Origin of the sequence: Marinobacter sp. AN1, assembly GCF_026013985.1 — a bacterium.
In the GTDB taxonomy this organism is placed as follows: domain Bacteria; phylum Pseudomonadota; class Gammaproteobacteria; order Pseudomonadales; family Oleiphilaceae; genus Marinobacter; species Marinobacter segnicrescens.
Genome location: NZ_CP110342.1, coordinates 220516 through 233774, shown reverse-complemented (window position 1 = coordinate 233774; position 13259 = coordinate 220516). Strand labels below are relative to the sequence as shown.

Annotated in this window: 10 protein-coding genes and 1 pseudogene; 6 read left to right on the top strand and 5 right to left on the bottom strand. The window is 59.9% G+C overall.

Annotated features, from left to right (window positions below):
• Window positions 1–227: 227 nt before the first annotated feature.
• On the top strand, window positions 228–2090 hold the full coding sequence (locus tag LJ360_RS01045) for a methyl-accepting chemotaxis protein (RefSeq protein ID WP_091851589.1): 1863 nt from the start codon (window positions 228–230) through the stop codon (window positions 2088–2090).
• 544 nt (window positions 2091–2634) lie between these two features.
• On the opposite strand, the gene LJ360_RS01040 is transcribed toward LJ360_RS01045, so the two are convergent.
• From LJ360_RS01040 to LJ360_RS01030, 3 genes are all read right to left on the bottom strand, one after another.
• Complete coding sequence (locus LJ360_RS01040; RefSeq protein ID WP_264994986.1) at window positions 2635–4008, bottom strand: sodium-dependent transporter; 1374 nt, start codon at window positions 4006–4008, stop codon at window positions 2635–2637.
• Between the two features lie 239 nt (window positions 4009–4247).
• Window positions 4248–5819: a PAS domain-containing methyl-accepting chemotaxis protein gene (locus LJ360_RS01035; RefSeq protein ID WP_264994985.1), complete on the bottom strand. Its 1572-nt coding sequence runs from the start codon at window positions 5817–5819 to the stop codon at window positions 4248–4250.
• 179 nt (window positions 5820–5998) lie between these two features.
• The gene (locus LJ360_RS01030) at window positions 5999–6871 is read right to left on the bottom strand and encodes an EamA family transporter (protein ID WP_264994984.1); all 873 of its coding nucleotides are present in this window, start codon (window positions 6869–6871) and stop codon (window positions 5999–6001) included.
• Window positions 6872–6942: 71 nt separating this feature from the next.
• Here LJ360_RS01030 and LJ360_RS01025 point away from each other — a divergent pair.
• From LJ360_RS01025 to modC, 4 genes and pseudogenes are all read left to right on the top strand, one after another.
• Window positions 6943–7410: pseudogene (locus tag LJ360_RS01025) on the top strand (DUF1415 domain-containing protein); the annotation flags it as partial.
• A 184-nt stretch (window positions 7411–7594) separates the two neighbouring features.
• Window positions 7595–8341 carry a molybdate ABC transporter substrate-binding protein gene (gene modA, locus LJ360_RS01020; protein WP_320108779.1) on the top strand — a complete coding sequence of 249 codons (747 nt, stop codon included), beginning with the start codon at window positions 7595–7597 and terminating at the stop codon, window positions 8339–8341.
• Between the two features lie 6 nt (window positions 8342–8347).
• The gene (gene modB, locus LJ360_RS01015) at window positions 8348–9034 is read left to right on the top strand and encodes a molybdate ABC transporter permease subunit (RefSeq protein ID WP_264994982.1); all 687 of its coding nucleotides are present in this window, start codon (window positions 8348–8350) and stop codon (window positions 9032–9034) included.
• Window positions 9031–10113: a molybdenum ABC transporter ATP-binding protein gene (gene modC / locus LJ360_RS01010; RefSeq protein WP_264994981.1), complete on the top strand. Its 1083-nt coding sequence runs from the start codon at window positions 9031–9033 to the stop codon at window positions 10111–10113. The genes modB and modC overlap by 4 nt, the downstream gene beginning before the upstream one ends.
• A 53-nt stretch (window positions 10114–10166) precedes the next feature.
• On the opposite strand, the gene LJ360_RS01005 is transcribed toward modC, so the two are convergent.
• Window positions 10167–11567, bottom strand: coding sequence for a DUF4397 domain-containing protein (locus tag LJ360_RS01005; protein ID WP_264994980.1), 1401 nt, complete (start codon window positions 11565–11567; stop codon window positions 10167–10169).
• 276 nt (window positions 11568–11843) lie between these two features.
• A complete protein-coding gene (locus LJ360_RS01000) occupies window positions 11844–12107 on the bottom strand; it encodes a DUF2798 domain-containing protein (RefSeq protein WP_245742576.1) in 264 nt (87 codons plus the stop codon).
• A 179-nt stretch (window positions 12108–12286) separates the two neighbouring features.
• Between LJ360_RS01000 and LJ360_RS00995 the strand changes: the two genes are divergently transcribed.
• Window positions 12287–13150 carry a DUF6279 family lipoprotein gene (locus LJ360_RS00995; protein WP_264994979.1) on the top strand — a complete coding sequence of 288 codons (864 nt, stop codon included), beginning with the start codon at window positions 12287–12289 and terminating at the stop codon, window positions 13148–13150.
• Window positions 13151–13259 lie beyond the last annotated feature (109 nt).

Genomic DNA, 13259 nt, shown 5'->3' with positions numbered 1-13259 from the left:
TTATGGCCAGCGGTTAGCAAATCGTTACCAAAACCTACCAAACTCGTCTTGAGACCCGGCCCCCTCTGGCTTTAACTGGCGCCTGGATTGACTCTGCCGCGAACAAAACGCCGGATTTTGCACAAGTTCACAGGCCAAGTGGCTGTCCCAACCTAAAAAATAACCCAGACAGCCGATAACACCATCATCATTCGTTTCACCTGCAAGAATACTGGCTGGAGCCGTACATGCGTCTGCTGCAAAACCCTTCCAAACTCAAACTCTCCCTGGGCATGAAAATGGCTTCGGGGTTCGCTGTACTGATCCTCCTCACCATGCTGGTTGGCGCTACCGGTTACGTCGCCCTCGCGCAATTTGGTGACCGGGCAGCGATTGTTGCGGATGCCTCGGCCATTGAAGCCGACCTGCTACAGGCACGGCAGGATGAGAAAAACTTCCTGATCCGTGGTGAGCAGAGCTATGTCGAAGAAGCAATCGCCAATACCCGCCAGGCATCAGATCGGGCTGAAGCCCTGAAAGACAGGCTGGTTGTGCCCGAAGACCATGACCGTATCGATCAAATCCGCCAGGGTGTACACGCCTACGAGCAACAGCTACAGGACCTGGTGCAAGTACGCGCATTACGGGATGAGCGCCTTGAAGAGCTTGAACTGGCCGTACGCGGAGTAACCGGCGGCTTTGCCTCCGAAGACAGCCTTTATGCCACCAACGCGGCCATCCAGCAGATGCGTCGAAACGAAGGTAACTTCCTGGTGGAGAACGAGCAGGAAGCCGTGGAAAGATTCCGTGCCTCCGGTGAGCGGGCGGTCCGTACCATTGATTCGTCGTTCCTGGATAAAAACGTCAAAAGTGCCCTGAAGGACCTGCTGGTTCGCTACATCGAGGTGTTCAACAAGGTCGTGGAAGCCGAGAACCAGACCCAGTCCCTGCAGGAGCAAATGGTGGGAACGGCACGGGATACCCTGGCAACAGCCGTGGAACTCCAGGAAACACAACAACAGAAGATGGAAGACGAGCGTGAAACAGCATCCATGGTCATTATTGCCGTGGTGCTGGTCATCGTTATACTCGGTGCACTCATCGCCTGGATCCTGACCCGCAGCATCACCCGCCCGATCCACCAGGCCGTCGCCCTGGCGACCCGTGTGGCCGATGGCGACCTGCAGGAGACCGTTACCAGTGATCGGGGTGACGAGCTGGGACAGCTGCTGTCTGCCCTCGGCACCATGGTCACGAGCCTGAGGGAGCTGGTAAGACACATCAATGCCAGCGCTACCAACATAGCGTCCTCCGCCGAGGAGCTTTCCACAGTGACCGCTGAGACCAGTCAGGGCGTCACCCAGCAGCGGGACCAGACCGACCAGGTAGCCACGGCAATGAATGAAATGGTGGCGACCGTTAATGACGTGGCCCGCAGTGCCGAAGACGCCTTCAGCGCTGCCAATACCGCGAACGAAAAGGCCGCCGCTGGTGAATCAGCGGTAGAGGAAACCCTTTCCTACGTCAGCGAACTGAATACCCAGGTTGAACAGGTAGCCGAGCGTCTGCGGGGACTCCAGAAGGACAGCGAGAATATCGGCACGGTGCTGGATGTGATCAAGTCGGTGGCCGAGCAAACCAACCTGCTGGCACTGAACGCCGCCATCGAGGCTGCCCGGGCGGGCGAGCAAGGGCGTGGGTTCGCGGTTGTCGCTGATGAGGTCCGCTCCCTGGCCCAGCGTACCCAGAGCTCTGCATCCGAGATTGAAACGCTGATTTCCAACCTGGTGAACAGCACCGAGGATTCGGTAACCACCATGGAAAGGGGCACCACCCTGGCCGGACAGACGCTGGACAGCGCCCGCACCACTGGTGAGACCATTCGCGAGATTGCGGCAGCGGTCGGCAATATCAGCCAGTACAACAGCCAGATAGCAACGGCGGCTGAACAGCAGACCTCGGTGGCTGAGGATATCAACCAGAACGTCACCCAGATTCGCGATGTGAGTGATCAGTCCGCCACGGCAGCCGAGCAGATTTCCAGTTCCAGTAATGAGCTGGCCCGGTTGGGCGAGGATCTGAGTAGTCAGGTCGCGCGCTTCCGCCTTTAACGGCCAAGACTTGGAGAGCCGTGGGTCCAAGAATGGACCCGCGGCTTTTTTGTGCCCGAGCACCCAAGACCGAACTCCGTGCAGAAGCCTCCGGGTAACCACTTTCGAAACGAGAACCCTGTTCTCTGACTGTTTCGAAAGTGGTTACCCGGAGACTTCCCATCCTCTTGCCTAGCCTGACCAAGGCCGACCCGCGTCTTCCCGCCAGAGGCTTCGGGGACCTTTCTTCGAAACAGGGTTTTCGTTTCGAAGAAAGGTCCCCGAAGCCGCTGTACCGCCGAACACCTCCTGACTATTCCCGCCAGAGGGTCCGGGTAGTGTCCTTCGAAACAGTCAGGAAAACGAAGTTTTTCGTTTCGAAGGACACTACCCGGACCCGATCCATCAGGAAGCACCCGCTATAGACTTGCAGGTATTTTCCTGTGTCTGGTGCAAAACGCCGGAGGCCCGGCACCCCCTTCCGAAACGAGAACCCTGTTCTCTGACTGTTTCGGAAGGGGGTGCCGGGCCTCCGGCGTTTCAGGCTTATTGCTTGCCTGCTTTTTTACATCAGGTTGTAGATGAAGACTGCGAGTACTGCTATCGGCGTTACATAACGCAGCAGGTTACGCCACAGGTTGAACAGGCCGTCGGACATGGCCATGTCATCCTGCAGGGATTCCTTCGCCACACACCAGCCAACGAACAGTGCCGTCAGCAGACCGGACAGCGGCAGCATGATGTTCGCAGTAAAGAAGTCCAGCAGATCCAGGATGCCAGTTTCCGCAAAGCGATCGAACATGCCCAGCAGGTAGACATCGGACCAGATGTTCAGGGACAGGATGGATGCGATGCCCAGCAGCCAGCAGGCAACGCCGGACAGAATGGCCGCACCGGTGCGGGACATGGCGAACTTTTCCTCGACCCATTCAGTAACCGGTTCAAGCAGGGAGATACCGGATGTCCAGGCGGCGAACAGCAGCAAAATGAAGAAGGCTGTTGCAAACACCACACCCAGGGGCATTTGACCAAAGGCCAGCGGCAGGGTAACGAAGATAAGACCCGGACCCTGGCCGGCTTCCAGACCGTTGGCGAATACAAACGGGAAGATCGCCAGGCCCGCCAGCAGGGCTACCAGGGTATCCATGATCCCCACGCCTACTGCAGCACGGCCGATGGAAATATCCTTACCCAGATAGGAACCGTAGGCCATCATGATGGCCATACCCAGACTCATGGTGAAAAACGCCTGGCCGAGGGCCTGCAGGGCGGTGTCCCAGGTGACTTTGCTGAAGTCCGGGGTAAACAGGAAGTCCAGGGCCTGCCCAAAATGACCGGTAGTCGTTGCATAGGCGACGACCAACAGCAACAGAATGAACAGCGCCGGCATCAGGGTCTTGGCGGCACGTTCCAGGCCGGACTTCAGGCCACGGGAAACCACGAAGATGATCAGGCCCATGAACACCGTATGCCAGAACAGCAGGATGCCCGGACTCGCCAGCAGGTCGCCGAAGATGGCACCTACGGCTTCGGCATCCTGGCCGGCAAAGTCGCCAACGGCCGAGTGCATGACGTAGGAGGCCGACCAGCCGCCAATCACGGAGTAGAAGGAGAGAATGATAAATGCCGCCAGCACACCAATGATCGCGGAGATACGCCAGGCCGGGTTGCTGAGGTTACGCTCGGCCACCAGGCGCATGCTGGCAACCGGGTTGCGGCGGCCATTACGGCCTACAAACACTTCCGCCATCATGATGGGGATACCGATGATGGCGATACAGGCGAGGTAGATCAGTACAAAGGCACCGCCGCCGTTTTCCCCGGTCATGTAGGGGAATTTCCAGATATTGCCCAGACCTACGGCAGAGCCCGCAGCAGCCAGGATAAAGGCCATGCGGGAAGACCAGTTACCGCGGCTGGCCAGGTTAGTGTCAGACATAGTGAAACCTTGTCATCGTTCAATGGAATTCAGTTGAAAAAAGAATAGGTCACTGGTCGTGGCTTTCCCTGACGATTCCGGGCATCCCCTGCCTGTTACCAGCAATTGGCGGCGAATTTTGCCAGTCTGGCGCCGCCGATGCCAGCGAGAATGGCGAGATCATGATCAGTTATTGGGAAGGACCGTAAAAAGCGAGGACAGGGCCGGCATCAAACCGGCCCGTTCTGGATGGAGTTTACTTACTGACGGCTGACAAAGCGGGCCACCAGGTCACTCAGGCCACTGGCCTGACGACTGGCCTCGTTGCTGGCACTCTTGGCGCCCTCTGCCTTCTCGGTGGATGAATCCGCCAGCCCGGCAATACTGACGACCTGGCGGTTGATCTCGTCGGACACCTGGCTCTGTTCCTCGAAAGCCGCCGACATGGTCATGAAGCTATCCGAGATACCCTCGATGTTCTGAACGATATCCTTGAGTGCCTCTTCGGTCTCCCTGACCTTCGCCAGGCCCTGGTTACCGATTTCCTCGCCGTGCCGGGTGGCAGCGACTACCTCGTCCACCTGGGCGCGAAAGTTCTCGATCACCTCATGGATGGACACCGTGGACTCACGGGTGCGCTGTGCCAGGGAACGGACTTCGTCGGCCACGACCGCAAAGCCCCGACCCTGTTCACCGGCCCGGGCCGCTTCGATAGCAGCGTTCAGGGCCAGCAGGTTGGTCTGCTCGGCAATATCGGAGATCAGCTGGGCAGCATCACCAATCTTGTCGGTGGACTCGCCCAGCCGACTGACAGACTCACCGATCGTGGCCCCCTGTCTCACCAGTTGCTCGATGGCCTGGAGTGCGTCATGGCTGAGATCGCCGCCGCTATGGGCCAGTTGACTGGCCTGCCGGGCACCATCGGCGTTCCGGTTCACAGCATCGGTGACTTCCTGGATAGAAGCCGTCATCTCATTCATCGCCGAGGCCACCTGATCGGTTTCCTGGCGCTGCCGCTCGATGGCATCCGCGCCTTCGGCGATTTGTTCATAGCCCCTCCTGGCGGTACGCATCAGGTCATCGGCGCGGTCCTCTATGCGGGCAAGGGCGGTGCGAATGCGGGCTTTCTCGCTCATCAACACCATGCCCATTTCGGCAAAGTGGCCACTCTCGTCAGAATAGGTCCGTGCCACCAACGGATCGCGAAAGGCCTCCGGGCGCAGGTCGATCAGTGACCTCAGGCGTGCATTGACCGCGGCCATCTGGATGAAGCCGCCGGCGATGATACCGCCAGCAATGAGTGCCACCCCGGGCCAGAACGCCCCCCATCCCAGTGCCAACAGGCTGGTGATCAACGGGATCACCAGGGGCCAGCCGGCCCGCACCATGGATCTGATATGGGTACCGACCGACAGGGGCTGTTTGCCTGCGGAAAGCCGGCTGTACAGCCGGGAGGCCCTGTCCACCTGCTCCCGGGTCGGCTCAACGCGAACCGACTCGAAGCCGGTCATCTCGCCATTCTCAAGAATGGGTGTCACATAGGCACTGACCCAGTAGTGGTCACCGTTCTTGCAGCGGTTCTTGACTACGCCCATCCACGGCTTGCCGGCACTGATGGTGTCCCACATGGCCTTGAACACGCTCTGGGGCATGTCCGGGTGCCGGATAATGTTATGGGCCTGGCCAATCAGTTCATCGCGGCTGAAACCACTGATCTGGACAAAGTCATCGTTGCAGTAGGTGATCACACCTTTAAGCGTGGTGGTGGTAATCAGCCGGCTGCCGGGCTTCATCCTGGCTTCGCGTTGAGTGACGGGGCCGTTGTTGCGCATGGTGGACAAACTTCCTGGCTCGTAGGGGTTCCGGTAGCTGGCGCTGCCGATAATGGACTGGTGGCGTATCGGCAGGGGTGCTCTTGACTTTAGTCAACTGAGGCGGATGTTAACAATTAGATAGCACACAGACTGTAAGGAAATGTCACTAATACCCACCTGTTGAGCGCCATGCGACATCAGGTCGCAAGATCAAGCCTTGCCCTTGGATGGAACCTCGCATTCATCCATAACGAGAAGGCGATAACCGCTCCCCCGATAAGCAACCGCAGCAGGTCAGCCTCCCGGTTCCAGATCACCAGGTTCACCAGCAAACCGGCAGGTACCAGCATGTTGTTCATTACCGCCAGGGTTCCGGCATCTACCTGGCAGGCACCCCGGTTCCACAGGTACAGCCCGAGGCCGGAAGCCGCGGCGCCCAGCCAGGCAAGTACGCCCCACTGCAGCCCCGTAGCCGGTAACCGGCTGACATCCCCGAAAACAAGGAACGACGGCGCAGCAATCAACAGTGCCCCGAAGAAGAAGTAGCCAAAGGTGCGCCAGGCAGGCACTGGCAACGGGAAGGCCTGCATGAGGTGCTTGTAACCCACCTGGCCCGCGGCAAAGGTGAAGTTCGCCAGCTGCAGCAACAGGAAGCCTGTCAGGAAATCCTGGCTCAGGCCGTCATAGCGGATGATGCCGGCACCCACCGTAGCCACCGCGGCTGCCAGCAGCGCTACCGGGGAGAAACGGCGATAGAGGGCATCGTCAATCAGCGTCACATACAGCGGGGTGAACACGGTGAACAGCAGTACTTCGGGTACCGTGAGATAGGCAAAGGAGCGATACAGGCACAGGTAGGTGATCCCGAATTGCAGAGCCCCGGTCACCATAATGCCCAGCTTCAGGCGCCCCGGCACACCGGCCCAGCGAGTCACGGGCAGGAACAGCAACGTCGCCAGCAGCACACGGCTGAGTACGGCAAAATCACTATCCACATGACCGGCCAGGAATTCACCAATCAGGCTGAAAGAAAACGCCCAGAGAACGGTTACCAGAATCAGCAGCGCCATAGGATCCACCCACCTTTCAGAGGGCGGGCACTGTATCATAGCCTGCCAGTAAATTGACCTGACAACCCGGAATGCCAGCCTCCATGAACAAGCAAGCTATTATCGATACCACTCGCCAATGGGTGGAAAAGGTCGTTATCGACCTGAACCTGTGCCCCTTTGCCCGGCGTGAGCTGGTCAACAACCGGATCCGCTTCACCGTAACAGGCGCGCAGACACCGGACGCATTGCTGATGGAACTGCAGCAGGAACTGCTGCGACTTGCCGACGATGACAGTATCGAAACCACGCTACTGATCCACCCGGAAGTACTGCGGGACTTCCCGGACTATAACGATTTCCTGGATGTGGCGGACGGCCTGGTGCAGTTACTGGAGCTGGAAGGTGTGTTGCAGATCGCCAGTTTTCACCCGCAATACCAGTTCGCCGGCACCACAGAGAATGCGGTAGAGAACTACACCAACCGCTCGCCCTGGCCGATGCTCCATCTGCTCAGGGAGTCCAGCCTGGAACGGGCCATAGCCAGCTATCCGGATACAGCCGACATCCCTGCGCGAAACATTGAGCGGGTAGAGGGCCTGGGCCTGGCGGCGATGGAAGCGTTGCTCGCCTCCTGCCAGGCAAAAAGTGACGGGACAGACCAAACAGCTCCCCCGGTGGGGTTGTTTGAACCAACCGTTAAATACGGTAGTCTGGGCCAAATCAAGGAGATCCACCCGGCCCATGCGTATCGCCCTGCTCTGTTGCCTCCTGTTGCTCACCGCTGGCCAGGCCCATGCCCTGACCATTGCCGCCGCTTCCAGCCTGCGCCAGGCCATGCCTGCGCTGGAGACTGCTTTCCTTCAACAGGCACCCGGCATCAGCCTGCGGGTTATCTACGGGGCCTCTGGCAAACTGGCTACCCAGATCCTCAACGGTGCACCCTACGATGTCTTCCTGTCCGCCGACACCGGCTATCCCCGGCAACTGAGCGATCAGGGCGCTGTGGCAGGCGAGCCGGTGGTGTACGGGGTTGGAAGGCTGGTTGTCTGGCCCGCCAACCCTGAAATGGGAACCATGTCCCCGGAAGACCTCGCCGACGACAATATCCAACGTGTCGCCATTGCCCAGCCCCGCCATGCCCCTTACGGTCAGCGTGCACGGGAGGCGCTCCAGGCGCTGGGCCTCTGGCAAGCTGTCGAGCCGAAACTCGTCTATGGCGAGAACATCGGCCAGACAGCTGCCATGGTGGAGTCCGGGGCAGCAGAGGCCGGCCTGATCGCCTGGTCGCTGACCTTCGCTCCTGAGTTGGAGGGGCGTCCCTTTACCCTTGTCGACCAGCGTCTTCACAGCCCGCTGGCCATGGCCATGGTGGTCACCCGCCAGGGTGAGGACAATCCCGGTGCCAGGGAGTTTCATGCCTTCATGCAATCGGAAGCGGCACGGACCGTTCTCCGTCAGTACGGTTTCGAATCCCCGGATACGGACTGAGCGCCGATGCCCGAGCTTTCTCCCCAGGACTGGCAGGCCATCGCAGTTACCCTGAAGCTCTGCGCCCTGACGACGGCCATATTGCTGGTGCTTGCAACGCCCCTGGCCTGGTGGCTCGCCCACCGGCAATCGCCCTCGCGAACCGTGGTACAGGCGCTGGTGGCCCTGCCGCTGGTACTGCCGCCAACGGTGCTGGGTTTCTACCTTCTTATTGCCCTCGGGCCCAGGGGACCGGTAGGCCAGGCCCTGGAGGCCATGGGGCTGACCCACCTGGCCTTCAGTTTCGAGGGCATCCTGGTGGCATCGGTCATCTATTCCCTGCCCTTTGCGGTTCAGCCGTTGGTGGAAGCCTTCCGTCATCTCGGCACCCGACCGGTGGAGGTGGCCGCCTCTCTGGGTGCGGGCCCGCTGGACCGCCTGTTCACCGTGATCCTGCCCTTGTGCAGGGGCGGCTTCATCGTGGCCGCCACCCTGACCTTCGCCCACACCCTGGGGGAATTCGGCGTCATCCTGATGCTCGGCGGGAGCATTCCCGGTGAGACCCAGGTGCTGTCCGTGCTGATCTATGACTACGCCGAGGCCATGGACTACGCTGCGGCACACCGGCTGTCCCTGGGACTGCTGATCTTTGCCTTTGTAGTGCTGGTGGCGGTGTACAGCTTCAACCGGCGCTTCGACGGGGTGCGGCCATGACGCTGCAGGTTCGGGCCCGAGTGCAGCGGGGAGACTTCTCGCTCACCATTAACGATACCCTGCCCAGCAACGGCATTACCGCCCTGTTCGGCCGTTCCGGCTGTGGCAAAACCACCCTGCTTCGGATCATCGCGGGGCTTGAGAAACTGCGGGATGTCGACGTCTCGTTCAATGGCGAAGTATGGCAGGCGGGCCGCCGCAGGGTGCCGGTAAACCGGCGCCGACTGGGCCTGGTGTTCCAGGAGCCCAGCCTCCTGCCTCACCTGTCCGTGGAAGCAAACCTGCTGTATGGCTATCGCCGAACGACGGAAGGCCAACGGCGCCTCCACCCGGAAACGGTTCGCCCCCTGCTGGCCCTGGATGATTTGTTGCAACAACCGGTTCACACCCTGTCCGGGGGCCAGCGCCAGCGGGTCGCCCTCGGTCGTGCCCTGCTCACCAGCCCGCAACTGATGATGCTGGACGAGCCCCTGTCGGCGCTGGACACAACCGCCAAGCGGGAGATCCTGCCCTTTCTGTCCGGGCTGTCGACCACTACCGGCGTGCCCATGCTGCTGGTGACCCACTCCGCGCGGGAGGTGGAGCAACTGGCCGATCAGGTGGCCTTTATGGAACAGGGTCGCATCGAGCGCGTGGAGCCCTTGAGGGAAGCACTGACACGCCCGGAGTCCCCCCTGTTCAGCGACGAGGGGCCGGCGGCCGTATTGCAGGGGGATCTCCGGGAGACTGGCGAAGGGCAATGGCAATTCGTCACCCGGGGTGGCAACAGTCGGCCTTCGGTAGTTCTCCAGGTCAGCGGTCAGTCCAGCCACCATACCAGCCTGCACCGGCTGCGCATTCTCGCAAGCGATGTCAGCCTGGCCCTGACCCAACCGCAAGGTATCAGTATCCGCAATATGATGCCGGTGAGGGTCGAACGCATCGAACAAAGCGATGAGCACCGCTGCACAATCAGCTGCCGGCTGGCAGACGGCCAGCTGCTGCTGTCACGGATCACCCTACAGTCGGTTGTAGAACTGGGGCTGGCGCCTGGGGATTCCGTCGTGGCTCTGGTGAAGTCTGCGGCGTTGATGGAGTAGGCATGCAAGCAGATATGCCCGGGTTCCTGCGGGCATATCTGCTTCGTGTTGGATTAAAAAACGGCCAGGTCATCCAGCAGGATCAGGCCAAAATCGGTCAGCGCCGATTCGGATGTTTCTCGACCATCCCGGGCAACCACCGTGTAAACACCGCCGTTGGTCATGGCAACACCGTCGGTGCTGATGGCAACGTTACCATCCAGGTCCGTTACCCGCAGGTTGTAGGTTCCCTCAGGAATGGCCAGGTAATCGGTCACCGCCTTATAGGGCACATCCGCCAGGGCCGGCTCGGCGTTACCAATATCCGTCTCGCTCTCAGGCAGCAGGTAGATATTGACATTACCCGCCTGGGTAGAAGCATGAACCACGCGCAGGGTTGCCTGGGTGGCAATGCTGCGAACACTGTCTTCCAGAACCAGCGCCTCAATGGCAGGGTCGCTATTCAGCAGGCCTACAGCGAGGACCGAGTAGCCCTGCCCGCTGGTCAGACTCAGGTCAGTATCGATCGCTACGATAGCGTTGTTCCCATTGGCGGCCACCTTGACGTTATAGTCGCCACCGGGCAGGACAGCGTACTCATCAAGTGCAGGCGAAGGTGATGCCTCGCCAAAGGTAATGTTGGTCAGCGCAGGCTGATCATCCACCAGCACATCCACAGCCGGCGCATCGCCTGATGCATGCACCACCCGCACGCCGGCGCCCTGGTCCGCATCATAGATCTCGGCAACCTCAGCACCATTCACCACGATCAGACTCACCGGGCTGGCACCATCCACAGAGAAGTTGGCCCCGGTGTTCTGCACCGCACCCACGAACAGGTCAGCGCCGGCCATCAAAGCCACATCACCGCTGTCGAACACCGCTGTCGAGGCTCCGGCTGCGGTTATCTGGATACGGTAGTCACCGGCAGGGACTTCCAGGGGCTCGGCCACGGTTTCAAAGGCCACGTCTGAAAGCAGCGGGGCTATCGCAGACAGGTCATTACCTTCGCCCGCAGCGGTGACATAGATATCGACATTGGGCGCATTGGGCGCAAGGTGGCCGATGCGAACCCGCACCTCGTCACTGGAACTGAAGCCTGGCTCATCCTGGAAGACAACCGCATCGATATTCGCCACGGTATTTACCGCCACGACGTTGTAGCGAACGTTCTCTTCAAAGGTAAAATCCGCCGGCCCTATGACCGTTGCATTTCCTCCGGGCACAATACCCTCAACCGCAATCTCGTAACTGCCCACTTCCGGCGTCAGCACGGCAGCCTGCTTATAATCAGCCCCTTCAACGGCCGCGTCGCCATTGACCAGGATATTAACGGGCGGTGCATCCGGTGAGGCATGGATAATCCTCACCTCCGAACGAACCACGTCATCGGAACTGTCGGAGTCCCCATCAAAGCAACCCGAGAGCGCCACCGCTCCCGCAACCACCATCGGTAAAACCACAAAACGGTTCATAGCTCTGCTCCTCATCGTGCAGATATTATTGAAGACCTGAAAAAAGTGGTTCGAACCTGCATAGTTTCATTCCATGAACTATGCGTCAGAGCGATTTACGGGGAGGACACGAAAACGGATGCGAATGGTTTGACATTTTTTGACGCTTATTCCTGCAGGCAGCACACAACAGCCTGCTTATGTCATAAAAATGACAACTCGTACTTTCGATAATAACCGTGGGCCGTTTATGAAACCTGATTGCCAGCAGCATAAGGACCGCCAGCAGGGCCAGCCTCACTGGGCGCCCCGGCCTCGAAGCCGGGACAGGGCCCGGATGGTCGCATCCGTCATTTTCCGTGCGAGGGGAGCTACCAGCACCACCAGCGGAAATGCCACCGCCCAGGCAACGACCCAGGCCGGCAGCCACCGCTGCACGAACCCTGACGACAACCCTGTGTTAATGGCCGTTATCACGCCGGACATCAGCAAGGACATGAGTCCGGACATGTAAAATGCAAAAACCAGCTGCTGAACTTTCATGGAAGGTTGGTTGGCCAAACTTCATCTCCTGCTGTTGTAAGCATCCATCAGCCCGACCGGGCCGTACAATCTTCTGGGTACACCTGAATTACCATGGCCAGAACACCTGTCGCATTCCAACCTGGGGGCTCCCTGGCGGAACTCGCTCAGCTCCCGGGAATCCACAGGGTAGCGAAATTTCGAAAGGACGTCCGCCAGTGCAAGCCATTATCCCCGTTCACGTTCTCCGTATTTCCTGCATTGTGCTGGTTGCAGTTGTGCTGGGCGCCTGCAGCTCCACCCGGCTGGCCTACCGTTTCGCCGACCAGGGTGTGCTCTGGTGGGTGGACGACTATGTCACCCTGACGGGTGACCAGAAGTCGGCGCTACGGAACGACCTTGAGGTACTCAAAGCCTGGCACTGTGAGACGGAGTTACCCCGTTACTCCGCCTGGCTGGGCGAGCTGCGCCAGGAAATGGCTAATGGCGAGCTGCCACCGGAGCGTATCGAGTTCCATCGCCAGCAGGTGGCCGACTTTGCCGAGCCCCTGGCCACACGGATCGTACCCATGGCCACCAGAGTACTGACTGGCCTGAGTGACGAGCAGGTGACCGAGCTCAAAAGCAATATGGACCGTGAACAGGAGGAGCGAAAGCAGGAGTACCTGGGGGCAGGCAGCCGGGAAAAATCCGCTGAGCGGGTCACTGAGCGCGCCGAACGCTGGCTTGGCACACTCAATGAGCGCCAGCAAGCCATTATCAAAGACTGGACAGCAGGCCGCCAGGAGCAGACTCGGACCTGGCTGGAAGGGCGGGGGCGCTGGCAAAAGGCACTGGCCGGGATGCTTGAAGACCGCAACCAGCCAGACTTCGACGCCCGCCTGCGGGACCTGATCCTGAATGCTCCGGACTACCAGGGCGAGGCCTACAGGAACATGCTGGAAACCAACACCCACGACCTTACGCAGCTGGCTCACGACTTGCTCCAGGCCGCCGACGAGCGACACTGGCAAACCCTGCAGCAAAATACCGCCAGCCTGAAACAGGATGTCACGGCCCTCGCCTGTACCTTACCCGACTGACGTCATCGAACCCTGCCCCGGAGTTACAGGAATGCAGGCTTAACGAATACTCCCGGCCGACCACACCTGCCGTCTGAAGGTGTATAGTAGGGCGCTTTCCCGACCTGCC